The sequence below is a fragment of the Stenotrophomonas sp. RS-48 genome (genome assembly GCF_030053245.1).
GTDB lineage: Bacteria > Pseudomonadota > Gammaproteobacteria > Xanthomonadales > Xanthomonadaceae > Stenotrophomonas > Stenotrophomonas maltophilia_P.
In genome coordinates this window covers 1-25,486 of record NZ_JASGBV010000001.1, presented here as the reverse complement: position 1 = coordinate 25,486, position 25,486 = coordinate 1, and the positions used below count along the sequence as shown (strand labels likewise).

Here is a 25,486-nt window from a genome sequence, read left to right as displayed (position 1 = left end):
GCGCGGATGGAGACCCGCCATCCCCGGGGTAAGGCGACGTACTGCAGTGTTGCGTGATACGTACTGCTCGAACCCGTTACTGCAGGCGCTGCAGCGCACTGCGGACCCATGCCGCAGCGCCATGCAGGCTCTGAAACTCTTCCACCGCGCGGAACTCGCAGCAGGGATAGGACGGCGCGACCATGCGTGCGAGCGCATTGCCCGGGCCCAGCTGCAGGAACACCCGCGCGCCGCGCTCGAAGGCCTGCCGCATCACCTGTGCCCACTCGATGGTCTGTGCCAGCTGTGCCGACAGGCTGTGCACCGCCGTTGCGGCATCGCGCACGGGCCGTGCATCGACGCCCGCCAGCAGCGGCAGGCGGGGTGCCCGCATGCCCGAGCGCTCCAGCGCGGCGGCGAAGGGCGCCACCGCAGCCGCCAGCAGGGGCGTGTGGGCAGCGACGTGGACCGGCAACGGACGCACCTGCGCACCGAGCGCGTGCGCCGCATCGGCCAGCGGCTGCAGGGTGTGCCGGATGCCTCCCACAATGAAGTGATCCTCGCCGTTGACGATGGCGATGTGGGTGCCCTGCGCATCGCACAGCGCTTGCAACGTCGTACGATCCAGGCCCAGCACCGCCAGCATGCCGGCGCCTGCCGCGCTGGCACCGTCCATCAGATGCGCGCGCTGTGCTGACAGGGCCAGGCAGCTGCCAGCGTCGAAGGTGCCGGCAATGGCATGCGCCGCCAGTTCGCCGATGCTGTAGCCGGCCACCACGGTCGGCACCGGCAATGCATCGCGCAGGGCGTGCCACTGCGCCAGACTGGCCGCGCACAGCAGCGGTTGTGCCTGCGCATTGTCGAACCGGTCCTCGGCCGCAGCAGCGGTGAACACGTCGCGCTGCAGCACCTCGCTGGCGGCGAGCAGCACGCCATGCGCGGCGTTGTTGCCGCGCACGTGATCGAACATCGCAGCATGCTGGGCACCTTGTCCCGGACAGAGCAGGGCCAGCATCACGCCTGCTCCTGCAACAGCAGGAAGACGCTGCAGGCCAGCAGATCGGCGCTGCCACCCGGGCTGAGCCGGCGTGCGACGAAGGCATCGCCGATGTCCTGCAGGCGGGGTTGCCAGCCGGCGGCAAAGGCACCGCCGGCGTCGAGGAATCCGCGTGCCTGCTGCTGGGCCCAGCGCAGTCCGGCAACACCGCCCCGATGCAGCAGGTTCAGATCCTCGACCTCTGCGACCAGATGCATCAGGGTATGGGCCAGTGCAGCTTCGCGTGGCAGCCCTGCGCCCAGCGCATGGCGCAGTGCCGGCAGGGCCAGCCCACGCAGCAGGGGATATCCAGCGGCCGCCTGCTCGCGTACGCCGGGCACGCCGTGACGGGCGCGCGCGCGCTGCCCCGGACTGTTCACATCCAGGGGCGAGGTGGCGAAGGCGTCCGCCCATTGGCAGACCGCCTGGCATACCTGTTCACCTGTCGCGGCTCGGCCCAGACGCGTGCGGCACGAGGCTGACGCTGCCACCAGCAAGCCCAGGCTGAAGATCGCTCCGCGGTGGGTGTTGACGCCGCCGGTGGCGCGCAGCATCGCCGCTTCGGCGGCCAGGCCGTGGTCGCGCAGCCGATGGAACGGCGCTTCCGCGGCGCCATCGCGGGCAACCGCAGTGAAATAGTGGCGCAGGGCAAACAGGCTGCGCAGGAACGTACCGGCATCCATGTCGTCATGGCTGCCGCTGTCGAACGGCGTGACCAAGCCGGGCTTGGGCGCACAGGCCAGCTCGGCCTGCAGCGCGACGATCGCCATGCGGCCTAGGCGTGCACTGTCGGGCGCGGTGCTGCGGCCGGCAAGGCGCGGCGCGACGGCGTTCATGCGGCCACCCCGCTGCCCTCGAATAGACGGTGGCGTGCTTCCAGGGCTGCGCCGTCAAGGCGTTTGACCAGCAGTTGACGGCTGCTGCCGGCGTACTCGCGCCAGTTCACCGCAGCGCCACGGGCCAGGCACAGCTCGCCGTCGACCCGCTGCGGATGCTGCGCTTCCCACGCCCGCAGCCGTGTCACCAGCGCATCGGCCCGTGCCGCATCCGGGACCTCCCAGAGCAGGTCGATATCGGAACGGTCATGCACATAGGGCAGGCCAGTAACGTGCTGCCAGGCGAATGCGCCGAACACACGGGCCGGCGCGAGCGTGGCGAGAGCGTGCAACGGTGCCTGCCAGGCGGGGCATACGCCTGCCGCCAGGATGTCGCTCAGTGCCGGCGGCGCCTGCCGACGCTGTACATCCTGCAGCGGCACCCGCAGTGCAAGCCGCTGTTTGCCTTCGCCCGGTGGCAACGGCACACCCAGCCGCAGGCGGGAATCGGGGTCGTCTGCCGCGCGTCGCGCGACCATTGCCGGCAATCCCTGCGCGAACCATGCGGCGAGCCGCGGTTCCTGCGCAGCGACATCGGCCCGCCAGTCGGCGTGGGCCGACAACCAGACCAGCGTGTGGCGGGCCAGACGCTCAGGCATCGCCGTTGGCCACCGCGCCCGCGACGGCAGCCGCCTGCAGGCGGCCCCCCCGTTCGGCACCCAGTGCGGCACGGTGGTCGCCGTCGGCCGGCGCGCGCAGGGCATCCAGCAAGGCCTGCGCCAGCTCGCCCGACCACAGCGACCGTACCGCACCCATGGCCACGTAGTTTTCCACCCCGGGTGCGAACACCGGCGAAGTCAGGCTCAGCGCCTGCAGCTTTTCCAGCGGTTGCTTGGTTACGCGAGCCATCGCCCGCAGGTCCATCACCCGAACCTGGGCATCCGGCAGCGCATGGATCGTGTCCGCCATCAGGCCGAACGAAAGGAAGCCACCGCTGACCGACTCGCCATGGACTAGGGTCACCAGCCGTGCGCCGCGTCGCCGCGCGACGTCCAGGCATTGCGCGAGGTGGGCGAAGTAACCGTTGATGCCGAGCAGTTCGTCGCGGCGCGAAAGGCGTTGGCCTGCGGTATCCACCAGCATCACGATCGGTCGCTGCGGATGTGCGGCGGTGCTGGCGAGTACTGTTGCCGCCAGTGCCAGCGCATGATCGACACCGACTTCCAGCTTGTCAGTGGTGCCGATGACCGTGACCTCGCCATCTTCGGTACTGGCGCTTCCCGTCAGCACGGAATCGTGCACGGTTACGTCGTGGCCGCGCGGGAACAGCGCGTCAAGCAGGGGCTGCAGCTGCGCGGTCATGGCAGTTTCCTGTGGGCGGTGGCGGCGAGGAACGCGTCGGTGTCCAGCAGCGGCAGGCGCTCGGGATGATCGATTCCCTGGCGTGCCCAGATCTCCAGACCATCGCGGCAGTCCCCCCAGGCCTCTGCCCGGGCCTGCAGGGCGGCATGTCGCTGCTGCAGCGCGGCCAGCGCGGCATCGGCGTCTGCGCTGGCGGCGTCTGGCTGCAGCGCCTCGAATGCGGCCTGGGCGAATGCATCGATGGCATCGGGAACCAGAACCTGCGCCTGGTCGATGAGGTAGCGGTGCTTGCCGCCTGTCACCCGCCATACGAGGGCACGGTCACGCGAGTCGAACTCCTCTACGCCGCGCACGGTCTCGATCACTTCCGGCCCGGACAGCGACAGTCGCCCTTCCTCGGACATGATCACCGTGGTGCAGCAGCGGGCGACGATGCCCATGCCGCCGAAGGCGCCGTTGCCGCTGCCGATGAGGGCCACCACCGGCACGCCGGTGGCGCGCGCGTCCAGGGTCGCGCGCATGATCTCGGAGATGGCGATCAGGCCCGCATTGGCTTCATGCAGGCGCACGCCGCCGGTGTCGAGCAGCAGCAGCACACCGTCGGGCCTGTGTTGCGCGGCCCGGCGCAGCAGGCCGGTCAGCTTGGCGCCATGTACTTCGCCGACACCGCCCCCCATGAATTCGCCCTGCTGTGCAGCAATCAGCACGCGCCTGCCACGCAGCGAGGCCGCACCGACCACGATGCCATCGTCGAACGCGGCGGGTTGGTCCAGCTGTGCCAGGTGCGGGCTCATGGCGCGCCGGGCCGGCCCGAGATACTCGGTGAACGATCCGGCATCGACCAGCCCGGCGATACGGGCACGGGCATCGGCCTCGTGGTAGCTGCGTCGTGGCATCGGATTCATCGCGGTTCTCCGGCGAGCAGTGTCTCCACCGCCTGGTCCAGGCGCAGGCTGACCACCGCCGGGGTGGCACCGGCATCGTTGATCGATACGCGCACGTCGCGCAGCGGATGCCGCCGGGCGAAATCACCGATGACCGCCTGCCAGATGGTGCCGAAGCCCTGCGCGGCGGTGACGACATGTACGGTCATTGCGCCGTCCTGCGCGGCAGGTTCCAGCAGGACTTCCAGATTGCCGGACGCCAGCACGCCCACCAGCACTGCGTCGTGCGGGAACCGCACCGGGGTTCTTCCGTCGAATCGATAGTCGAGGGTTTCCATCGCGTGCCCCTTACCAGTTGCGGAAGCGCTTGGGCGGGTCGTAGAGACCGCCGGACCAGCGCACCAGGTCTTTCACCGAGCGCGCGGCCAGCAGGTCACGACTGGCGTCGCGCACCGAAATGCCGAGATCTTCCGGCCGCCGGATCACGCCCCGGTCGCGCAGGTTCTCCACCATCGCGCGATCGCGGCCCAGACCGACCGTGGTGTAACCGGCCACGCCGCGGATCGCCTGTTCGCGCTCCTCCGCGGTGCGGCACAGCAGCAGGTTGGCGATGCCTTCCTCGGTCAGCACATGGCTCACGTCATCGCCGTAGATCATCACCGGTGGCAGTGGCATGCCAGCGCGTTCGGCCAGCGCCCACGCATCGAGGCGGTCAACGAACGCGGGTGCCATGTGTTCGCGGAAGGTCTCCACCATCTGTACCACCAGCTTGCGCCCGCGTGGCATCTCGCCCGGGCGTGCGGCCTGCTGGCCGGCCTTGATCCAGGCGTCGCTGGCATGACGGCGGCCGCGCGCATCCGAGCCCATGTTCGGCGCGCCACCGAAGCCGGCGATGCGGTCGCGGGTGGCGGTGGAGCTGTTGCCCTGCAGGTCGACCTGCAGCGTCGAGCCGATGAACATGTCGCACGCATACAGGCCGGCGGTCTGCGAGAACGCGCGGTTGGAGCGCATCGAGCCATCGGCGCCGGTGAAGAACACATCACCGCGCGCGGCGATGTACTTCTCCATGCCCAGTTCCGAACCGAACGAGTGCACGGACTTCACGAAACCCGACTCGATCGCGGGAATCAGCGCCGGATGCGGATTGAGCGCCCAGTGCTGGCAGATCTTGCCCTTCAGGCCCAGCGATTCGGCATAGGTCGGCAGCAGCAGTTCGATCGCGGCCGTGTCGAAGCCGATGCCGTGATTGAGCCGGTTCACACCGTATTCGGCGTAGATGCCCTTGATCGCCATCATCGCCATCAGCACCTGGATCTCGGAGATCTGTGCCGGGTCGCGGGTGAACAGGGGTTCGATGTGGTTCGGGCGCGGTGCCTGCACGACGAAGTTGACCCAGTCGGCGGGGATATCGACGCGGGGGAGGGTGTCGACGATCTCGTTGACCTGGGCGATGACGATGCCCCCGCGGAAAGCGGTCGCCTCGACGATCACCGGCGTGTCTTCGGTGTTCGGCCCGGTGTAGAGGTTGCCGTCGCGGTCGGCGGCCTGCGCTGCGACCAGGGCCACGCGCGGCGTGAGGTCGATGAAGTAGCGGCCGAACAGTTCCAGGTAGGTGTGGATGGCCCCGATCTGGATCCGCCCTTCGGCCACCAGGTTGGCCAGTCGCACCGATTGCGGGCCTGAGAAGGAAAAGTCCAGCTTCGAGGCAATGCCCCGCTCGAACACGTCCAGATGCGAGGGCAGCGACAGCACCGACTGCACCATGTGCAGATCATGCACGCGGGCGGGGTCCAGCCCGGCAAGGCATTCGGCCAGGAAGTCGGCCTGCTTCTGGTTGTTGCCCTCGAGGCAGACCTTGTCGCCGGGTTCAAGCAGGGCGTGCAGCAGCTCGCCCACATCGTCGGCGGCCACTGCACGGCCTCTGCTCCAGGGCGCAGCCCGCTGCAGACGTGCCTGGCGGCTGCGTTCCAGCGTGTCCCAGCTCGGGTTCATCGACCGGCTTCCGATTGGCGTTGAGATAATTACGACATAATTACGGAAGGCGACGCAACCTGCAGCGCAGCAAAAAGAAGGGCCCGCCAATGGCGGGCCCATTCAGGTTGCAGGCTTTCAGCCGGTCGTTCTCAGAACTTCCAGCGCAGGCTGGCGGCGACGAAGCGCGGTTCGCCGTAGTTGTTGTAGTCCAGGTTCGCCCAGTAGGTCTTGTCCAGCGCGTTGCGCACGCTCAGCGTTGCCGTCCAGTTGTCGCTGATGCGGTAGTTGGCGTTGAACTGCACGAGCGTGTAGGCCGGCTGGTTCACGGTTACCGTGCCGCCCAGCGGGTAGGGGATGTTGTAGCCCTGCACCTTGCTCTGCCATTGCACGCCGGCGCCCAGGCTCAGGCGTTCCAGTGCACCGCGCAGGCGCACCTGCGTGTTGAGCTGCAGCAGGTCTTCGGGCGGGTTGGCGTACAGCAGGTCGGTGGCGGCGCGGGTCACTTTGACATGGGTGAAGCCGGCGTTGACCGTCCAGCCCGGCAGGATCTCGCCGTTGACGTCCATTTCCCAGCCACGCGACTTGGTGCCGTTGACGCCGATGTAGGCCGAGGTGCCATCGCTGAGCGAGCCTTCCGGCACTCCCATGTCGCGCACGGCATAGTTGTCCTGCTTGGCCTCGAACACAGCGGCGTTGGCGGTCAGTCGCCCATCGAACCACTGCGTCTTGATGCCCGCTTCCAGATTCGAGCCCTGCACCGGCGCCAGCAGGTTCTCGTTGCGGTCCTTGAAGTTCTGCGGGTTGAAGATCTCGGTGTAGCTGGCATAGACCGAGAACTGCGGCGTGACGTCGTAGACCAGTCCCACGTACGGGGTCACTTCATCACTGACCTTGTAGGCCCCGCTGGTCCCGGTATACGCACCGGCCACGCTGTAGGAGCGGCTGAGGGTTTCCCAGCGGCTCAGGCGCGCACCCGCGATCAGCGACAGCGGATCGGCCAGGCGCAGGCGCGCGGCCAGGTAGACGCCGCTCTGCGTGGTCTTCTGCACGCGGCGCGCGCCGGTACGGGTGTAGGTCACCTCGGGGATGTCGCCGTTCCAGTCGTACACGTTGGGGATGTAGTAGCAGCGTTCGCGGCCGCAGGTGGCCCAGTCGCGCGGGTAGTTCAGGGCAACAGTGTGGGTGGTGCCTTCCAGATCGGACCACTGGGCACCCAGGGTGACGTCATGCTCGCGGCCGAACAGCGGGAACGTGCCGGTCAGGTAGGCATCGATGTTGCGGCGGGTGTCCTCCGAGTCGCCAGCGGCAGTGCGCAGGTAGATGCCCGCACCGGTGGCCGGATCGGGATTGCCGGTGCCGTACAGGCGCATGTTCTGCACATTGCCACGGGTGTGGGCGGTGTTGATCTTCAGCAGCCAGTCCTCGCCGAAGCGCTGCTCCAGGTTGGCGAACACCGTGCTGGTCTCGCGCTGCCAGTAGCTCCATTTCGGTGCCAGGTTGGTCGAGCGCGGCAGGTGCGCGAAGTCGCCGCGGCTGTCGAAGAACGGCACGGTACCCCAGGTCGAACCGACCGGGTTGTTGTCCTGGGTCTGGTAGCCGAGGGTGACCGTGGTGCTGTCGGTCAGGTCGCCCTCCAGCACCGCCATGCCGGCCATCTTGTTCTCCTTGTAGCGGTCGTAATAGAAATCACGATCGGTATAGGCGGCGACCACGCGGCTGCGGAACCGGCCATCTGCGGTCAGCGGCGCGGTGACGTCGGCCTCCATGCGCCGGTAGTCCCAGCTGCCGGCGCTCACCGAGAACGAGGCGTCGAAGTCCTTGCCGGGGCGCTTGCGCAGCAGGTTGACCGTGGCCGAAGGCACCCCCGCGCCGCTGAGCAGGCCGTTGGCACCGCGGATCACTTCGATGCGGTCATAGAAGGCGGTGTCGTATTCCTGGTTGGTGGAGCCGCTGTAGGTCGGAATGCCATCGACCTGGAAGTCCGTGATGGCAAAGCCGCGGGCGTAGTACAGCGGGCGCTGGGTGTCATAGAAGGACACGCTGACGCCGGTGACGTTGCGCAGCACGTCGTTGATGCTGAACAGCGATTCGTCCTGCAGGCGCTGCAGGCTGATGGCCGTGGCCGACTGCGGCGTTTCCTGCAGGGTGATCGGCAGGCGGGTGCTGCTTGAGGGCGGCGCAGCCTGGTCGGCGCGTACGCTGACGCGGTCCAGGGTCTTGGCATCGGCTGCGGCATCGCCGGCGGCGAACGCTGACGGTGTCGACAGGGCCAGGGATGCGAGCAGCGCGGCCGGCAGCAGCGCGCGACGGAGCGGGCGGGTAGGGGAGTGCAGGGACATCTTGGTGGGCTCGATGCGGGAGAGTCGGAAGGGCGGCAACAGCCGGGCGGTACCCGGGGCGGCGGCTTCGGGCTGGGTCAGGTCCGTCTGGTGAGCGCGGGCGGTCCGCGCGAGGCGCAAATGTAAATCGTTCTTAACAACATTACAATTCGCCCGGGCTGGTCGATGCCTGGGACACGCACCGCGAGCCCCGGCAGAGCCGAGCTCCCTGAATGCGAACGGCCACCCGAAGGTGGCCGTCCGTAGGTGTCATCGAAGAACCGGGCTCAGAGCGCCTGCAGTTCCTCGTTGGCGTTGCGCTTTTCCTTGCCCGGCGCCGGCGTCGGCGCCGGCGGTGTGGCCGGTGCAGCCGTGGCATCGGCCGGCACTTCCAGGTAGGGCAGCTTCAGGGTCTGGCTGGTCATCGAACGGATCTCGTTGACCAGTGCCGCACTGTCGTTGAGCTTGCGCCCGTAGGAGGGCACGATCTCACGCAGGCGCGCTTCCCAGCCGGCCTTCATCTGCTCGGGGAAGGCCTTGGCCATCAGATCCAGCATGATCGGCGGCGACGTCGAGGCACCGGGCGAAGCGCCCAGCAGCGCAGCGATGGTGTGGTCCTTGTCGGTCACGATCTCGGTACCGAACTGCAGCACCGCACCCTTCAACGGGTCGCGCTTGATGATCTGCACGCGCTGGCCTGCGGTGACCAGCTTCCAGTCGCCCGGCTTGGCATTGGGGAAGTACTTGACCAGTTCGGCCTGGCGGTCGGCATCATTCAGCCGCGCCTGGCTCATCAGGTACTGCACCAGGTCCAGGTTGTCCTTGCCCACTTCCAGCATCGGCGCAACGTTGTTGTGGGTCACCGACGAGTACAGGTCCCACCACGAGCCGTGCTTGAGGAACTTGGTGCTGTACAGCGCGAACGGTCCGAACAGGACCACCGGCTTGCCGTCCAGCTTGCGCGCATCCAGGTGCGGCACCGACATCGGCGGCGAACCGGTCTCGGCCATGCCATAGGCCTTGACGCCATGGCGCGAGGTCACGTCCTGGCCCTGGAAGGCGAGGAACTGGCCGCCCACCGGGAAGCCGGCGTAGTCCTTTGACTCGGGAATGCCTGACATCTGCAGCAGCTTCAGCGCGGCGCCGCCGGCACCGATGAACACGAAGCGGGCGTGGGTGGTGCTCTCGGTGCCGGCCTTGAGGTCCTTCACCGTGACGTTCCAGCTCTTGTCCGCGTTCTGCCGCAGTGCCGAGACTTCGTGGTTCAGGTGCAGGCTGAAGTTCGGACTGCGCTGCAGGCCGGCGGTCAACTGGCGGGTGATCACGCCGAAGTTGACGTCGGTACCCAGTGGCATCCAGGTCGCAGCGACCTTCTGCTTCGGATCGCGGCCTTCCATCATCAGCGGAGCCCACTGCCGGATCTGTGCCGGGTCTTCCGAGTACTGCATGCCGTAGAACAGCGGGTTCTTCACCAGCGCCTGCTGGCGCTTATGCAGGTAGGCGATGTTGTCATCGCCCCAGACGAAGCTCATGTGCGGCGTGGGGTTGATGAAGTCGCTGGGCTCGCTGAGCCGGCCTTCCTTCACCTGGTGCGACCAGAACTGGCGCGAGACCTCGAACGATTCGGCGATGCCGACCGCACGCTTGGTCTCGATGCTGCCGTCGGGCAGTTCCGGGGTGTAGTTCAGCTCGGCGAATGCCGAGTGGCCGGTGCCGGCGTTGTTCCAGCCGTCGGAGCTTTCACCGGCGACGCCGTCGAGGCGTTCATAGACCTGGATGTTCCAGTCCGGCTGCAGTTCCTGCAGGTAGGTGGCCAGGGTGATGCTCATGATGCCGGCGCCGACCAGCACAACGTCGACAGGCTTGTCGTTGCTGGCGGCGGGTACGGAGCGCTGGGTCAGCGGCCAGTACAGGAACACGGCGGCAGCCAGCAGGAACAGCACGAGCAGGGCGAGCAGGGCCTTGCCAAATTTCTTCATGGGGGCGGGATCGTTGGCGGAGGGGAGGAGATCAGGATGCGCGCTGGGCAGGGGAAGGGCGTGAAGAAACAACGCCTTGCAGCATCCTTGCAGAGGATTCTACCCGGAACGGGTCCGGTTTTTGTGCAATGCATCATCCTGCCGGCGGTCGCTCCGGGGTAGACTTGTCGGCTGATTCCAGAACGACCACCGGCCACGGAGGGGCCGCGCAACGATGTCACGGATGCTGATCGTGGTGGGTGACGCCCTGCAGACGGGCGGTTCGGTCCTTACAGGTTCCCCGCATACCGATATCGAAGGGCGCGCCGTGGCGCGTGTCGGCGACCGTGTCATCTGTGCACGCCATGGTCCGGGTTCGATCGTTTCCGGCGATGCCACCCTGGTCATCGATGGCCAGCCGGTCGCCCGCGACGGCGACAGGGCCAGCTGCGGTTGCGCACTGGTATCGGGCAAGCAGCAGCGCGCCCACGTGGTGGCCGGCGGTGGAGGGCGCGCCGGTGCAGGCGCCGGAGTGGCGGCGATCGCAGCGATCGTCGCGCCGTTGTTGAAGCCGACCCTGCAGACACCCCCCTTCGCAGCGCCCGGCACCGCCGTGCGCGACGAGGACGCGCCGCAGTGCTGGGTGGCGGACCATGATGCGCAGATCGACCGTGACGTGGACGGGCGCTACTACGAAGCCTATGACGTCAATGGCGACAAGCATGACTATCCTTTCCAGGTCAGCTACCGCATCGATGTTCCGCTGCAGGCCCAGGGCGAGGTGGTGGTGTCGATCAAGGTGCAGGTGATGCCCAAGCCCGGCGTCACCGCTGCCGAGGTGGCGGCGGTCAAGGCGCGCATGGAGCGCGGCATCGATCAGTTCTGGAACGGCCGGTTCACGCTGGACGTCCATGATCCCGCGTGCGGCACCCGCAGCTTCCCGATCCGCTACGAGGTGCGGTGGGTGCAGGGCGGCAGCGACTACAGGCTGATCGTTCATCGCACCTATGACCGGGAGCAGGTGGAATTCCCGGATATCGATGTCTCCGTGTCGACCACGGCCTGGACCTTCGCCCACGAGTTCGCCCACACCCTGGGCGTGCCGGACGAGTATTCGTATAACGACCCGGACGAAGAGACCGTGCGTTACGTCCAGCCCGATGGCACTCTGGATCCGGAGTTGCTGGTTGCCGTTCCGGATTCCCGTGAGCTGACCGATCCGGCGGCGACCATCATGAATTCCGTGGACTGCGCGGTGACCCGGCCGCGTCATGCCTGGAACATCGCGCGGGAAGTACGTGAACTGCTGAGCCGGGAAATCGGCCGGGAGATAACATGCACCGTCAAGTGATTTCGTTGATTGCCACTTTTGCCGCTGCCGCAGCGCTGCCGGCCCACAGCAAGGAGCTTCCTCCCATGATCGAACTTCATGCGCGCTGCGTGGACGATGCCCAGTGCCGTTTCCGTGGCGACACCCTCAACGTCGAACTGGAACTGCGCAACAGCGGCAGCGAGCCTGTGTCGCTGCCGCTGGAGTACATCCGCAGCCGTGGCCCGTCGGTCAGGGTGAAGGACAACCACTCCGAGAAGACCACGGCGTTGCGCAGCGGCATGGCCTCGGCCGCGCTGCGGCAGCAGATGCAGGAGCTGCGCGCGGGCCAGTCCCTGCGCATCGGTTTCCCGATCAAGCCGCAGGAGCTGACACGCTTCGCCCTGCGCCCGATGGATGTGACCCTGCAGTTCTCGATCAATCTGACACCCGGTTCCACCGGCGCCGAGGCGCAGGTGGTCCAGGCGCAGCTGCACGTGGTCGACGCCGACTGACCGCAGCGGCCGGCACTCCGCTTGGGGTCAACGCAGTTCGAGAATCTCGTCGCCGGTTTCGTCGATCTCGCCCGTCGGGCACCAGCCGAGATGGCGGTAGAAGCCATGCGAGCGCGATCGCGGGTCGGCCGAGCACGCAAGGAACAGCCGGTGGTGACCGGCATCCCGGGCCAGGCTGACCACATCCTGCAGCAGACGTCGGCCGATGCCCAGATTCTCGTACTCCGGCAGCAGGGCCAGAACCAGCACCTCGCCGCTTTCGCGGTCGGCAAACCCGTAGCCGGCCATGCGCTCGCCGTCGCAGGCGATGCGTCCGATGAAATCTCCGTTGCAGATGCCTTCGGCCCAGCTCTGCGTCGTGATGCCCAGCTCGGCAAGCTGCGCGGCACTGAAGGCATTCTCGCGGGTACGCCCGCGCAGGTCGATGCAGGCGGCGGCATCGTCGGGATGGGCATCGCGGTAACGGATGGTCATGGCACCTCCTTGTGACCGGGCGCTGAAGGAACTGCCCGTCTCGTTCAATCGTTGCCGATTGTGAAGTATTCGGCGGTGAAATAGCCGATCTGGTAGAGCAGGGTGGCTGCGGCCAGTCGCAGCTGTGCCCGGCTGGAGTGCAGTTTCCAGCCCAGCAGGACCACCAGCAGCATCAGCAGGGTGTGGACCGGATACGCCGCGCCCAGCAGATGCCACCGGCTTGTGCCCTTGATCGCGGTGTCCACCAGATCCAGCAGCGTCAGCGCGCCGATCACGCCGAATATCCAGCGTCGGCGCTGCATCAGGTAATTGCCGTAGCTGCCGTAGTCGCGCAGGTCATCCGGGAACAACAGGGCGCAGAGCAGGAACCAGGTCGCGCAGTAGCAGATCACGAACAGATAGGTCTCGAACGTCCACCGGTGGACTTCGATCAGGCGGAACTCCCACCACCAGAAGGTGACCAGCGACACCAGCGTCCATGCCACCCAGCACAGATGGAGTGCCGAGCAGCCGCGTCGCTGCGGATGCTCGATGATCTGCGCAATCCCTTTCAGCAGGGTCGTGATCGACAGGCCCAGGATGATGCCCATCACCACGCGGATATGCAGGAACAGCGGATCGGTCTGCATCGCGGCGCTCCGTGTCGGTTGCTTCGATGCTGGCACAACTGGGCGACCCTGAACGGACCTCGGTCACGCGGAGAAGAGAGGACGGAGGGCGCCAAGTCGCTTTGCCTTGGTTTGTCCACGGCTGGCGCCGGGCAAGTCCTGGCTGCCAAGCGCTGCATTCCCAACGCTCGGCTGCCTTGGTGGCATCAAGGCGAAATGAGGCCCTGCTGTCGCAGCAAGGCAAGGTACTTACTACCGTCATCATCGGCGTCGAATATGTCCTCGCCATCCAACGCGTACGCCCTTAGCAGGTATTCAAGGGCCTGGTCGCGTTTCCCCAGTAGTTCATTGCATTGGCCAATGCGATACAGGATGAAGGGATTGATATGCCCGTCCGGGCCATTCAGCGCATCCATGAAGTACTTTAGGCCCACCGGGACATCGCCGGAAAGAAGGCTCGCGTCTCCTAGTGAGGCGCACAGCCAGGTATAGGCCTCCCAATCCTTCGCAGGCGCTGGCAGCATGCCCAATGCCTGCAGCCAACAGCGCATCGCACCAGCATGATCATGGGCATCCATGCGGACGTTTCCCTGCTCCGAGAGATCAGTGACCCGCTGATAGATTTCGTCAGGAAGTTCCATTCGGTTTGACTCACAGTTGATGAACCTTCCAGCTTACGTAATACAGTTGCTCCGGTCGGCGGGCAATGACGCCACACCGTGTCGTAATTGCCGCAATTTCTAAGGTTGCGGCGCGAAGACCCTGTCCACCAAAGTCGCTGCATCTGAGTACAGTCAGCAATTCAGCGCCTGCGCCGCACCAGCGTCGAGGATGCCTCCAGCACCGCGCGGGTCAGCAGGGCCATGGTCTGTACATCGCCCTTCCAGTGCTGCCAGTACAGCGGCACGTCCTCCCACGCGCGCTGTCGCACGTAGACCAGGCGGCCGGCATCCAGGTGCCGCTTGACCAGCGGCAGGGGGTTCATGGTCCAGCCCATGCCGCCCAGGTTGGCCTGCACGAAGGCACGGGTGGAGGGAATCCACCAGGTCGGCGCGGTGCTGGGCAGGTCATCGCCGGCCATGCGCCGGGCAAAGCGCGACTGCATTTCGTCCTTGCGGTTGAACACCAGTACCGGTGCCTGTGCCAGCGCCTGCGCGGTCACGCCCTTGGCGAAGTGCCGTTCGCGGAACTCCGGCGTGCAGGTGGCCGCGTAACGGATGCTGCCGAGTGCATGGATCTGGCAGCCCTGCACCGGCTCGTCCAGGGTGGTCACCGCGCCGAGCACCGTGCCTTGCCGCAGCAGCTCCACGGTATGGTCCTGGTCTTCCACGCGCAGGTCGAGCGTGGTGCCGGTACCCAGTGCGAACTGCTGCGCTGCCTGCGGAAACCAGGTTTCCAGGCTGTCGTGGTTCACCGCCACCGGAATGCTGGCCTGGGGCAGATCTTCATCGGCCAGGCCCATCCGGTGCAAGGCGTCATGCTCGAGCAGGGCCGTCTGCTCGGCCAGCTGCACCAGCACCTGGCCTTCGGCGGTGGCAGTGGCGGGGGCGCCACGCTTCACCAGAAGGCGTCCGACACGATCCTCCAGCGCCTTGACCCGCTGCGAGATGGCCGAGGGGGTGACATTCAGCGACTGCGCCGCGCGATCAAAGCTGCCTTCGCGGATCACGGCGGCGAGCGCGCGCAGCTGGGCATGGTCGATGCGCATGGTATTAAGTTCCGCTAATGTTGGTTTAGGAAGTTTAGCTCGTCTTTTCTATGTTGCGGCGCGACAATGGCGCCCGTACCCGGTGCTGTCCGCCTTCGCGAGGCACCGTCCCCCCAGCAAGACAAGGCAGTGAATCCCATGTTTTCGGTCATCTCCGCCGGCACCGGCCTCGGTGCCTGGTTCTCTGGTGCAGCCACCGGCATCGGCCTGTTCGCCGTGGTCGGTGCCCAGAGCGCCTTCATCCTGCGCCAGGGCATCCTGCGCAAGCACATCGTGCCGGTGGTCGCCACCTGCGCGGCCATCGATGCGTTCTTCATCTTCGCCAGCGTGGCCGGCCTGCGCACGTTGACCTCGGCGCTGCCGTGGCTGACTTCGGCCGTGCTGTGGACCGGCGTGGCTTTCCTGGCCTGGTACGCGATGAAGTCGGCGCGCCGCGCCATTGCCGGTGGCGGTGGCATGGGTGAAGCCGACAGCGACGACGGCAGCCGCCGCGCGGTGCTGATGGCGGCGGTCGGCTTTTCGCTGATCAACCCGCACTTCTGGCTGGACATGATGGTCATCGGCTCCATTGCCGAGAACTTCGGCCACGCACGCATGGCCTTCGCGGCCGGCGTGGTTACCGCAAGCTGCCTGTGGCTGACCGCGCAGGGTCTCGGTGCGCGCCTGCTGGCGCCGCTGTTCACCAAGCCCAGCACCTGGCGTGTGCTTGACGGCACCATCGCGGTGATCCTCAGCATCCTGGCCCTCACCCTGGCGGTGCGCGGGGTCCGCTGACCCGGCGCACGCCCCCCGAACCCACGTCCTGACTCTCTCTCCAAGGCAGTGGCAACGACGGCACCGGCAACGGTGCCGTCGTCTTTTCCGGCTCTGGCGGGACAGACGGCGCCTGCCTAGAATCCGTGTACAGGACAAGGTGTCCATCGGAGCAGGGGGAAGGATGCGCAGGACGATGTTGACGGCCGCACTGGTCGTCGTGGGTAGCGTTGCCGCGGGCAGCGCATGGGCGGTGGATCTGACGCAGTTCCTGCGCCAGGAGACCTTCACCGACATCAAGATATCGCCGGGGGGCGAGTATGTCGCTGCCACCGTGCCGATGGAGGACAGCACCGCGATCGCGGTGATGCGGCTGGCCGACAAGCAGCTCGTGGGCAGCTTCCGCCCGCCGCAGAAGAATCACGCCTACGAATTCGACTGGGTCAGCAACGAACGGCTGTTGATCGGCCTGGCCGAGAAGTGGGGCGCGCTGGATAAGCCCAATCCCACCGGCGAGCTCTACGCCATCGATGCCAACGGCAATCGCGGCGAGCTGCTGGTCGGTTACCGCGTCGAAAGCAAGGGCCCGGGTACCCGCATCCAGCCGAAGAAAGTCGAGGCGGTCGCGGCGTTCCTGGCCGATGATCTGCCCGGCGACGAACGCAACGTGCTGGTGACGGTATGGCCGTTCGCGGAGGATCCGTTCACCCGCGTCGAACGCATGGACGTGGCCAGCGGCAGGCGCGTGCGCATGGCCTCCTCGCCAGTGCGGCGCGGTGAGTTCACCACCGATGGCCAGGGCGAAGTCCGGTTCGTCCACGGGTCCGGCAGCGACAATGTCAACAAGCTGTACTACCGCGAGCGATCGGGCGACAGCTGGAAGATGATCAACGATGAGGCAGTGAGCAAGCGCATCGAGACCGCGATCGGCTTCTCCGCGGATGGCAGCCTGGCGTACCTGCAGGCCGAGCAGACGCAGGGGCCGGATGCCATCGTCAGCTGGAATCCGCAGACCGGTGAGCGCGCTGTCGTGCTGCGCGACGAGGTGGTCGATCCGTACCGCATCATCCACCGGCCCGGCACCCATGTGCCGGTGGGCGCCCTGTACATGGGCGACACACCGCGGACCCGGTTCTTCGACGAGAAGTCGCCGGAGGCTCGCCTGTACCGCAGCCTGGAGGCGGCCTTCGGGGGGCCGGTCTACATCACCTCCAGTACCCGGGATGGCCGCGTGGTGCTGGTGGAGACCTGGTCAGGCACCAATCCCGGCGACTTCTATGTGTACGACACGGAGGCCCGCAAGGCTGAGCACCTGATCAGCCGCAGCGACTGGATCGACATCGATCGCAGTGCAACGGTGCGTCCGGTGGCACTCAAGGCGCGCGACGGATTGCCGCTGCACGGCTTCCTCACCGTGCCCTCCGGCAGCGACGGACGCAACCTGCCGATGGTGGTGATGCCGCACGGTGGGCCGTTCCACGTGTTCGACAATGGCCAGTACGACCGCGAGACGCAGATATTGGCCGCTGCCGGCTACGCCGTGCTGCAGGTCAACTTCCGTGGCTCGGGGAACTATGGCCGTGCGCATGCCCAGGCCGGCGCCCAGCAATGGGGCGCCGCGATGCAGGATGACGTCACCGACGCCACCCGCTGGGCGATCGCGCAGGGGATCGCCGATGCCAGACGCATCTGCATCTACGGTGCCAGTTACGGTGCCTACGCCGCGATGATGGGCGCTGTCCGCGAACAGGGGCTGTACCAGTGCGCGGCCGGCTATGTCGGCGTGTACGACCTGCCGCTGATGTTCGCCCGCGGCGATGTGCAGGAGCGCGACTCGGGCGTGACCTTCCTGCGCGAATGGCTGGGTGATCCGGCCAAGCTTGGCGCGGTTTCGCCGGTGAACCTGGCCACGCAGATCAAGGTGCCGGTGTTCCTCGCGGCCGGTGGCGAAGACAAGCGTGCGCCGATCCAGCACACCGAGCGCATGGAAGCGGCACTGAAGCGTGCCGGGACGCCGGTGGAAAGCCTGTACTACAAGACCGAGGGGCACGGCTTCTACACCCTGGCCCATCGCACCGAGTACTACGACAAGCTGCTCGCATTCCTGTCGCGCAGCCTGGGAGGCAAGACCGCCCAGGCATCGGCGCCGGCAGGGAAGGGCAAGGCGCCGTAAACGCAGAGTGGCGGCGGATCCACGATCCGCCGCCGCGCAGTGCAGTTACCTGACCCCGTGCATCATCCGCTTCAGCAGCGGCGCGGCGATGAAGGCCAGCAGGGCGCAGCCCAGGCCGATCCACATCAGCAGCCAGAACAGGTGCGCATACGCACCGGCCGCCGCCGCCATGTCCAGCGTGCCGCCTTCGGGCACATCGATGGCCGCCAGCTTGCCGAACAGCGCGGCAAGCGTCTCGGAGAAGGCTGTGGCCAGGAACCAGGTGCCCATCATCAGGCTCATCACCCGCGGCACGGCCAGCTGCGTTACGGCCGACAGGCCCACCGGCGACAGGCACATCTCACCACTGGCCAACAGGAAGTAGGCCAGGACCAGCCACCACACGCTGGCCATCTCGCCGGTGGCGCCGACCTGCTGTGCGGCCAATGCGAGCGGGACGAACGAGAGCGCGCCGATCACCAGGCCCCAGGCGGATTTGACCGGCTTGCCCGGCTCCCAGCCGCGACGGTCCATCCAGGTCCAGAGGGCGGCGAAGGCCGGCGCCAGCAGCACCAGGAACAGTCCGCCCAGATAGGTCAGGGAGCCGGCGGTCTGCGGAATCACCAGGCAGTCGCGCACCAGCAGGACCAGCATCAGCGCGACGATGGCAATGAAGAACCGGCGCGGCGCGGCCGACCTCGGTCGACGCTCGGTCAGGCGCGCGCTGACCACGAAGCCCAGCGGCGCCAGCAGCAACGACAGGATCGACCAGGGCAGCGGCGTGCCGTCGGTGATCACCAGCGAGGGAACGATGTCCTTGGTCAGCAGGCGATCGGTGAACGTCACCCACGAGCCATAGGACTGCTCGTACAGGGTGAAGAACACCAGCGCCAGGAAAATCAGCACCATCAGCGCGATCATCTGCTGGCGCTGCACCGGCGTGCACTGGCTGCCGGTGAACCAGGCGAACCAGACCAGCACGCCCCCCAGCACCACCAGCATCAGCATCAACGCCAGGCTGATTTCGCCGCCCAGAGCGAACGCACCGTTACCGGCGGCCCACATCAGCCACGCCAGTGGCAGCACCGCGAGCACCGCGCACAGATAGATCAGCCATTCACGCGGCAGGCCCAGCACCCGCTGTTTCAGCGCGGCCGGCTGTGGCGGCTCGGCATGCCCGTGCAGGTACTTCTGCCCCCACAGGAACATCGCCAGCCCGGCCAGCATGCCGATGCCCGCCGCGCCGAAGCCATACTTCCAGCCATAGGCCTCGCCGAGGAAGCCGCACACCAGCGACGAGAACAGCGCCCCGAGGTTGATGCCGGCATAGAACAGCGAGAAGCCCGAGTCGCGGCGCGGATCGTCCTTGGCGTACAGCTTGCCGACAATGGTGGAGATGTTCGGCTTGAGGAAGCCCACGCCCATGATGATCAGCGCCAGCGACAGATAGGTCACCGCCAGCGCTGAGGTGTCGCGCACCACTTCACCGTTGACCCGGTATGCCGCGTGGCCTTCGAAGGCCATGCCGAGATGGCCCAGCACCAGCAGGATGCCGCCGAACAGCACTGCACGGCGCATGCCCAGCCAGCGGTCGGCCAGCATGCCGCCGAACACCGGGATGCAGTACACCAGGCCACCGTAGGCGCCAAGCAGGTCCAGTCCGGCCTTGTCGCCGAACAGGTGGTACTTGGTCAGGTACAGCAGCAGCAGCGCCTTCATGCCATAGAAGGAGAAGCGCTCCCACATTTCGGTGAAGAAGCAGACGTAGACGCCCTTGGGGTGGCCAAGGAAGTCGTCGGAAGCGGGAGCGGCAACGGTCATCGACGGCGGGCACTGCGGAAAGGGCGCGATTATAGGCCCGCCGCCGCGCCCGTGGCGGGCAGCATCAGGCCGCGCCCGGCGAGCGGGGTCACAGGTATCGCAGCCAGCCCAGGTCGCGCCGACGCGCCTTGAACCGCGCGAATGCCCGCGTCGGCGGGTACAGCAGCACCGCCAATGCACAGGCCACCAGGATCAGGCCGGCGACCGAATCGAGAGCGTACAGGCTGCCGTGGGTCGGCCCCCAGAACCCGAGCGCCGCCAGATACAGCAGCTTCAGCAGATACAGATGCAGCAGGTAGAAGAACATCGGTGCTGCGCCGATGTCTGCCAGCGGCCTCAACGCCCGTGCCATCGCAGGCCACTCAAACAGGCGCAGCCACAGCAGGCCAACGCCCAGGGTCAGCAACAGGAACTGCAGTGATGGCGGATACTTGGTCACGTTGAACACGCTCATCCAGGTGCGCAGCGCGTCCTGCTGGAACTGCCAGGGCGTATCGCCATAGCCGTTGCCGAACCGCAGCAGGGCGAACATGCCCAGCGCTGCCAGCCCAGCCCACACCAGCCAGCGGTGACGCTGCGCTGGCATGCGGTCCGCCGCGAACCAGGGCCCCATCAGATAGCCGAGCGCGATCACCCCGATCCACGGCAGCACCGGATAGGACGTGCGCAGCCGGAGTGCACCGGCCTCGATCCAGTCCCGCTGGTGCAGCACCTTCCACAGCACCGGCAGCACACCGTCGCCTGCCACGCGCACGCCGTCGAGCAGGTTGTGGCCGGCCACCAGCAGTACCGCCAGCGCCAGCAGCGCCGCGCGAGGCAGCCACAGCAGGCCGGCCAGCGCGACCATGCTCAGGCCGATCGCCCAGATCACCTGCAGGTACACGGTGTCCGGAGGCAGCTGGAAGGTCCAGGCGAAATTCACCAGGGTCAGTTCCAGCACCACCAGGAACAGCCCGCGTTTGAGCAGGAACGCGGCCGTGGCCCGGCGCGGATCCGCCTGGCGCTGGCCATACAGCCAGGCCGACAGGCCGGTCAGCAGCACGAACACCGGTGCGCACAGGTGGGCCAGTAGGCGGCACGCGAACAGCGCGGGGGAGACCGTGGATACGTCCATCGGGTCGCTGACCTGGTGCTGCAGGAAAAAGGTCTCGCGCACGTGGTCGAGCAGCATCAACAGCATGACGGTGCCGCGCAGCTGGTCGATGGAGGTGAGGCGGGCCGGTGGCGGAGAGGGCATGCGGGCGGCGATGTCGTTCAATCGAAAAGATATAACATATCGTTTGCGGGATGCCCAGCCGGAATGTGCCGGATGCGTCTGCTGCCTGTGCCTGATCGGTGTCCTGCCTGATCCGCTGGCGCTTGTCATGCTGCGGTGTGCTGGACTTGCCGCCCCCTGAACGCTAGCGTGGCAGGGATTTTTTGCCAGCAGGGGCTCCCATGAACCACGACGCTGCGCCCAAGCAGCTCACCTTCCGCGCAGTGGCCCTGGCCATCGTGCTGGCGGTGGTGCTGTCCGCGGCCAACGCCTACCTCGGTCTGTTCGCAGGCCTGACCATCGCCACCGCGATTCCCGCCGCAGTCATTTCCATGGGCGTGCTGCGCCTGCTGGGCGGTGGCTCGATCCTCGAGAACAACATCGTGCAGACCGGCGCCTCGGCCGGTTCCTCGATCGCCGCCGGTGTCATCTTCACCATCCCCGCGCTGGTCATCATGGGCTACTGGCCGGACTTCAAGTACTGGTGGGTGCTGGGCATTGCCGGCCTGGGCGGCCTGCTGGGCGTGCTGTTCTCGGTGCCGCTGCGCCGCTCGATGATCGTCGAAGATCCTCTGCCCTTCCCGGAAGGCAAGGCGGCGGCGGAAGTGCTCAAGGCCGGTGAGAACCCGGGTCCGGGCCTGAAGATCCTGGGTCTGTCGGCGGTGATCGGCGCCTTCGTCAAGCTGGCCGCGGAAAGCGGCATGCGCCTGATTCCCGATGCCTGGGCCACCTCGGCCTACGTGGGCAGTTCCAAGGTCACCGCGTTCATCGGCACCAACCTGTCGCCGGCGCTGCTGGGCGTGGGCTACATCGTCGGCCTCAACGTCGGCATCGTGGTGGTGTCTGGTTCGATCCTGACCTGGCACATCGCCATCCCGCTCTACCAGGCGTTCTTCATGAACACCGATCCGGCACTGGCCGCGTCGGTGGCCGCTGCGTCCTCCACCGAGGCCGCATTCGCCATCTGGGGCGCGAAGATGCGCTACCTGGGTGTCGGCGCAATGCTGATCGGTGGCATCTGGACCCTGATTTCGCTGCGCAAATCGCTGCTCAACGGCGTCAAGAGCGGTTTTGCCGCCGCCCGCAAGAGCGGCGGACCGGTGCTGGCGCACACCGAGCGCGACCTGCCGATGAAGTGGATGCTGGTCGCCCTGGTGGTCTTCGTGCTGCCGCTGCTGGCCCTGTACCAGGCCATCGTCGGCCAGTGGCACGTGTCGATCCCGATGACCATCATCATGATCGTCGCCGGCTTCCTGTTCGTGTCGGTCTCGGCCTACCTGGCCGGCCTGATCGGTTCGTCCAACAACCCGGTCTCGGGCATCACCATTTCCACCATCCTGTTCGCCTCGGCGGTACTGGTCGTGCTGCTGGGTGCCGATGGCCTCAAGCCGGTCGGTACCGGCGGTGCACCGCTGGGTGCGGTGGCGGCGATCATGATCGGCGCGGTGGTGTGCTGCGCTGCCGCCGTCGGTGGTGACAATCTGCAGGACCTCAAGGCCGGTTACATCGTCGGCGCTACGCCGTGGAAGCAGCAGCTGATGCTGGGCATCGGTGCGTTCTCCTGCGCGCTGATCATGGCCCCGGTGCTGAACCTGCTGGCCACCGCCTATGGCATCGGCGTGAAGACCGAGCTGCACCCGAACGCGCTGGCTGCGCCGCAGGCCAACCTGATGGCGTCGGTGGCCAAGGGCCTGTTCGGTGGCGAGCTGCCGTGGACCTTCATCGGCATCGGTGCCGTGGTCGGCGCCGTCATCATTGCCTTCGACAGCTGGCTGAAGGCGCGCAACGCGCGCTTCCGGGTGCCGGTGCTGGCGGCCGCCATCGGCATCTACCTGCCGCTGGAGCTGATGGTGCCGATCTTCCTCGGCGGCCTGATCGCTTACCTGGTCGAGCGCTTCCACAAGGTGCGTGCCGATGATGAAGAGGGCCGCGACCGCGTGCACAAGCCGGGCGTGCTGTTCGCCGCCGGCCTGATCACCGGCGAGGCGCTGATGGGCATCGCCATCGCCATTCCGATCGTGGTCAGCAGCCGGGCCGACGTGCTGGCCGTGCCGTTCCATCTGCCGGCCGCGCAGTGGATCGGCCTGGCCGTGCTGTTCCTGGTGGGCTGGCTGATCTACCGCACCGGCAAGTACGCCAAGGCGTAAGGGATGGGTCGGATCCCTCCCGGAAGGGAAGGGCTCTGACCCCACGCCGGAGGCGCCCGGGTTCAGAGCCGATTCCTGCGGAATCGGATCCGACCCCGGGTCCACCCACAAACCGCGCTACGGCGCGGTTTGCTGTTTCTCGCGGCTGCCCGATCACGGCCATGACCGATGGCCTTGGCAGCCCCGGGCTGCGGGGCCTACCATCGCGTTTTTGCCGTCCTGCGGAGATCCCGATGAAACTGCGTCATGCCCTGCTGCCACTGAGCCTGCTGGCCGCTCTGCCCAGCGTCGCCGCTGCCCGTGGCCTGGAGATCCGCGACATGGTGGCCATGGATCGCGTTTCCGCGCCGGTGCTGAGCGCCGATGGCGGCACCGTGGTGTTCGCCAAGCGCAGCACCGACGCCAACCTCAAGGCCAGCACCGCCCTGTACGCACGCAACCTGCGCACGCGTGACGCGGCACCGCCGAAGCAGATCACCCCGGCTGGCTGGAACGTCAATTCCGCCTCGCTGTCGGCGGACGGCCAGACGGTGTACTTCCTCAGTGCCAAGAACGGCAGCCAGCAGCTGTACGCGCAGGCGATCAGCGGCGGCGCCCCGCGCCAGCTGACCGATTTCCCGGTGGATGTGGACAGCTACCACGTCTCGCCACAGGACGACCGCGTGCTGTTCAGCGCCGGCGTGTTCCAGGCCTGCGCGTCGGACCTGGCCTGCACCGAGAAGAAGCTGAAAGAGAAGAAGGACGCCAAGGCCAGTGGCCAGGTCTGGGATTCGATGTTCGTGCGCCATTGGGATACCTGGAACGACGGCCGTCGCAACACCCTGTTCGTCGCGCCGCTGCCGGGCGCCCAGGCCGGCCCGGTCAAGGGGGCTTCAGCGCTGAGCGCCACCCTCGATGGCGATGCGCCGTCCAAGCCATTCGGTGGCAATGATGACTTCGTGTGGTCGCCGGACGGCAGCAGCGTGGTCGCCAGCATCCGCGTGGCGGGCCGCGAGGAACCGTGGTCGACCAACTTCGACCTCTATCGCTTCGATGCTGCCGGCCGTCAGGCACCGGTGAACCTGACCGCCTCCAACCCGGCATGGGATGCGGGCCCGGTGTTCAGTGCCGATGGCAAGACGCTGTTCTACCGTGCGATGAAGCGCCCCGGCTTTGAAGCTGATCGCTTCGGCCTGATGGCGATGGATCTGGCCAGCGGCAAGAGCCGTGAGATCGCCCCGCAGTGGGATCGCTCGGCGGGTGGCATCGTGCTGTCCGCCGATGGCGCCAGCATCTATACCACCGCCGATGATCTGGGCGAGCACCCGCTGTTCCAGATCGATGTCGCCACCGGCAAGGCCACCCGCCTGATCGGCGATGGCAGCGTGACCGCCGTCGATGTGGCCGGCACCAGCGTGGCGATCACCCGCAACAGCCTGAAGAGCAACGACCAGGTACTGGTCGGCCTGCTGCCAGCCGCCGGCCAGCCGATGGGCGAGCTGCGTGCGCTGACACCGTCTGCCGGCGACGTGCTGAAGGACGTCAGTTTCGGCGATTTCGAGCAGTTCTCGTTCAAGGGCTGGAACAACGACACCGTGCACGGCTATGTGGTCAAGCCGCACAACTACCAGGAAGGCAAGTCCTACCCGGTCGCGTTCCTGATCCATGGCGGTCCGCAGGGCAGCTTCGGCAACGGCTGGAGCTACCGCTGGAATCCGCAGACCTATGCGGGCCAGGGCTACGCGGTGGTGATGATCGATTTCCACGGCTCCACCGGTTACGGTCAGGCATTCACCGATGCGATCAGCCAGCACTGGGGCGATCGTCCGCTGGAGGACCTGCAGAAGGGCTGGGACGCGGCACTGAAGAAGTATTCGTTCCTCAACGGTGACAAGGCCTGTGCTCTGGGCGCCAGCTATGGCGGCTTCATGGTCAACTGGATCGCCGGCAACTGGAACGGCCCGTTCAAGTGCCTGGTCAACCACGATGGCGTGTTCGACCAGCGCATGATGGGCTACGCCACCGAGGAGCTGTGGTTCACCGAGTGGGAGCAGGGCGGCACGCCGTACCAGAAGGCGGCGAACTACGAGAAGTTCAACCCGGTCAACCACGTGGCGGACTGGAAGAAGCCGATCCTGATCATCCATGGCCAGCAGGACTTCCGTATTCCGGTCGAGCAGGGCCTGGCGGCATTCACGGCGGCGCAGCGGCAGGGGATCGAGTCGAAGTTCCTGTACTTCCCGGACGAGAACCACTGGGTGCTCAAGCCGCACAACAGCATCCTGTGGCATGACACGGTCAACGGCTGGCTGAAGCAGCATATCGGCGAATAAGCCGGTCCGGCGCCGCCCCCCAGGGCGGCGCTCTGCTTTTTGTAGAGCCGAGCCATGCTCGGCTGCTCTGTGCCTCCTTTCCCGCCAACAGCAGCCGAGCATGGCT

General features: G+C 66.8%; 21 protein-coding genes. 6 read left to right on the top strand and 15 right to left on the bottom strand.

What is annotated here, in order from left to right; genetic code table 11:
* Positions 1–76: 76 nt before the first annotated feature.
* The 9 genes from mdcH to mqo form a co-directional block, all read right to left on the bottom strand.
* Positions 77–997, bottom strand: coding sequence for a malonate decarboxylase subunit epsilon (gene mdcH, locus QMZ25_RS00105; protein ID WP_065182382.1), 921 nt, complete (start codon positions 995–997; stop codon positions 77–79).
* Positions 994–1,851, bottom strand: coding sequence for a triphosphoribosyl-dephospho-CoA synthase MdcB (gene mdcB / locus QMZ25_RS00100; protein ID WP_283218925.1), 858 nt, complete (start codon positions 1,849–1,851; stop codon positions 994–996). Before mdcB ends, mdcH begins: the two co-directional genes overlap by 4 nt.
* Positions 1,848–2,489 carry a malonate decarboxylase holo-[acyl-carrier-protein] synthase gene (gene mdcG / locus QMZ25_RS00095; RefSeq protein WP_053516207.1) on the bottom strand — a complete coding sequence of 214 codons (642 nt, stop codon included), beginning with the start codon at positions 2,487–2,489 and terminating at the stop codon, positions 1,848–1,850. The genes mdcB and mdcG overlap by 4 nt, the downstream gene beginning before the upstream one ends.
* On the bottom strand, positions 2,482–3,192 hold the full coding sequence (gene mdcE, locus QMZ25_RS00090; protein ID WP_283218924.1) for a biotin-independent malonate decarboxylase subunit gamma: 711 nt from the start codon (positions 3,190–3,192) through the stop codon (positions 2,482–2,484). The genes mdcG and mdcE overlap by 8 nt, the downstream gene beginning before the upstream one ends.
* Complete coding sequence (locus QMZ25_RS00085) at positions 3,189–4,097, bottom strand: biotin-independent malonate decarboxylase subunit beta (protein WP_283218923.1); 909 nt, start codon at positions 4,095–4,097, stop codon at positions 3,189–3,191. The genes mdcE and QMZ25_RS00085 overlap by 4 nt, the downstream gene beginning before the upstream one ends.
* Positions 4,094–4,414, bottom strand: coding sequence for a malonate decarboxylase acyl carrier protein (gene mdcC / locus QMZ25_RS00080; protein WP_053516201.1), 321 nt, complete (start codon positions 4,412–4,414; stop codon positions 4,094–4,096). Before mdcC ends, QMZ25_RS00085 begins: the two co-directional genes overlap by 4 nt.
* 10 nt (positions 4,415–4,424) lie before the next feature.
* Positions 4,425–6,068 (bottom strand): malonate decarboxylase subunit alpha, encoded by a 1,644-nt coding sequence (gene mdcA, locus QMZ25_RS00075; protein WP_065174588.1) that lies wholly within the window; start codon positions 6,066–6,068, stop codon positions 4,425–4,427.
* Between the two features lie 131 nt (positions 6,069–6,199).
* On the bottom strand, positions 6,200–8,389 hold the full coding sequence (locus tag QMZ25_RS00070) for a TonB-dependent siderophore receptor (protein ID WP_283218922.1): 2,190 nt from the start codon (positions 8,387–8,389) through the stop codon (positions 6,200–6,202).
* A 266-nt stretch (positions 8,390–8,655) separates the two neighbouring features.
* On the bottom strand, positions 8,656–10,347 hold the full coding sequence (gene mqo / locus QMZ25_RS00065; protein WP_283218921.1) for a malate dehydrogenase (quinone): 1,692 nt from the start codon (positions 10,345–10,347) through the stop codon (positions 8,656–8,658).
* A 214-nt stretch (positions 10,348–10,561) separates the two neighbouring features.
* Here mqo and QMZ25_RS00060 point away from each other — a divergent pair, with 214 nt between their 5' ends.
* Complete coding sequence (locus QMZ25_RS00060; protein WP_283218920.1) at positions 10,562–11,677, top strand: PAAR domain-containing protein; 1,116 nt, start codon at positions 10,562–10,564, stop codon at positions 11,675–11,677.
* Between the two features lie 65 nt (positions 11,678–11,742).
* Positions 11,743–12,150 carry a hypothetical protein gene (locus QMZ25_RS00055; protein ID WP_053516196.1) on the top strand — a complete coding sequence of 136 codons (408 nt, stop codon included), beginning with the start codon at positions 11,743–11,745 and terminating at the stop codon, positions 12,148–12,150.
* 27 nt (positions 12,151–12,177) lie between these two features.
* Here QMZ25_RS00055 and QMZ25_RS00050 read toward each other — a convergent pair whose 3' ends face one another.
* The 4 genes from QMZ25_RS00050 to QMZ25_RS00035 form a co-directional block, all read right to left on the bottom strand.
* Positions 12,178–12,624, bottom strand: coding sequence for a GNAT family N-acetyltransferase (locus tag QMZ25_RS00050; protein WP_065182375.1), 447 nt, complete (start codon positions 12,622–12,624; stop codon positions 12,178–12,180).
* A 44-nt stretch (positions 12,625–12,668) separates the two neighbouring features.
* A complete protein-coding gene (locus QMZ25_RS00045) occupies positions 12,669–13,253 on the bottom strand; it encodes a hypothetical protein (protein WP_053516192.1) in 585 nt (194 codons plus the stop codon).
* Positions 13,254–13,438: 185 nt separating this feature from the next.
* A complete protein-coding gene (locus tag QMZ25_RS00040) occupies positions 13,439–13,873 on the bottom strand; it encodes a hypothetical protein (protein ID WP_128989338.1) in 435 nt (144 codons plus the stop codon).
* A 161-nt stretch (positions 13,874–14,034) separates the two neighbouring features.
* On the bottom strand, positions 14,035–14,940 hold the full coding sequence (locus QMZ25_RS00035; RefSeq protein ID WP_053516191.1) for a LysR family transcriptional regulator ArgP: 906 nt from the start codon (positions 14,938–14,940) through the stop codon (positions 14,035–14,037).
* A gap of 138 nt (positions 14,941–15,078) precedes the next feature.
* On the opposite strand from QMZ25_RS00035, the gene QMZ25_RS00030 reads away from it, so the two are divergent.
* Both QMZ25_RS00030 and QMZ25_RS00025 read left to right on the top strand, forming a co-directional pair.
* Entirely contained in the window at positions 15,079–15,714 is a 636-nt protein-coding gene (locus QMZ25_RS00030; RefSeq protein WP_283218919.1) for a LysE family transporter, read from the top strand.
* 163 nt (positions 15,715–15,877) lie between these two features.
* Positions 15,878–17,866 (top strand): prolyl oligopeptidase family serine peptidase, encoded by a 1,989-nt coding sequence (locus QMZ25_RS00025; protein WP_262219212.1) that lies wholly within the window; start codon positions 15,878–15,880, stop codon positions 17,864–17,866.
* 45 nt (positions 17,867–17,911) lie between these two features.
* Here the strand turns inward: QMZ25_RS00025 and QMZ25_RS00020 are convergent, their stop codons facing one another.
* Together QMZ25_RS00020 and QMZ25_RS00015 are read right to left on the bottom strand one after the other, a co-directional pair.
* A complete protein-coding gene (locus QMZ25_RS00020; protein ID WP_283218918.1) occupies positions 17,912–19,666 on the bottom strand; it encodes an oligopeptide:H+ symporter in 1,755 nt (584 codons plus the stop codon).
* An 88-nt stretch (positions 19,667–19,754) separates the two neighbouring features.
* The gene (locus tag QMZ25_RS00015) at positions 19,755–20,903 is read right to left on the bottom strand and encodes a heparan-alpha-glucosaminide N-acetyltransferase domain-containing protein (protein WP_164151812.1); all 1,149 of its coding nucleotides are present in this window, start codon (positions 20,901–20,903) and stop codon (positions 19,755–19,757) included.
* Positions 20,904–21,103: 200 nt separating this feature from the next.
* Between QMZ25_RS00015 and QMZ25_RS00010 the strand changes: the two genes are divergently transcribed.
* On the top strand, positions 21,104–23,068 hold the full coding sequence (locus tag QMZ25_RS00010; protein WP_053516183.1) for an oligopeptide transporter, OPT family: 1,965 nt from the start codon (positions 21,104–21,106) through the stop codon (positions 23,066–23,068).
* Between the two features lie 233 nt (positions 23,069–23,301).
* Entirely contained in the window at positions 23,302–25,380 is a 2,079-nt protein-coding gene (locus tag QMZ25_RS00005; RefSeq protein ID WP_065182372.1) for a S9 family peptidase, read from the top strand.
* The last annotated feature ends 106 nt before the right edge of the window (positions 25,381–25,486 follow it).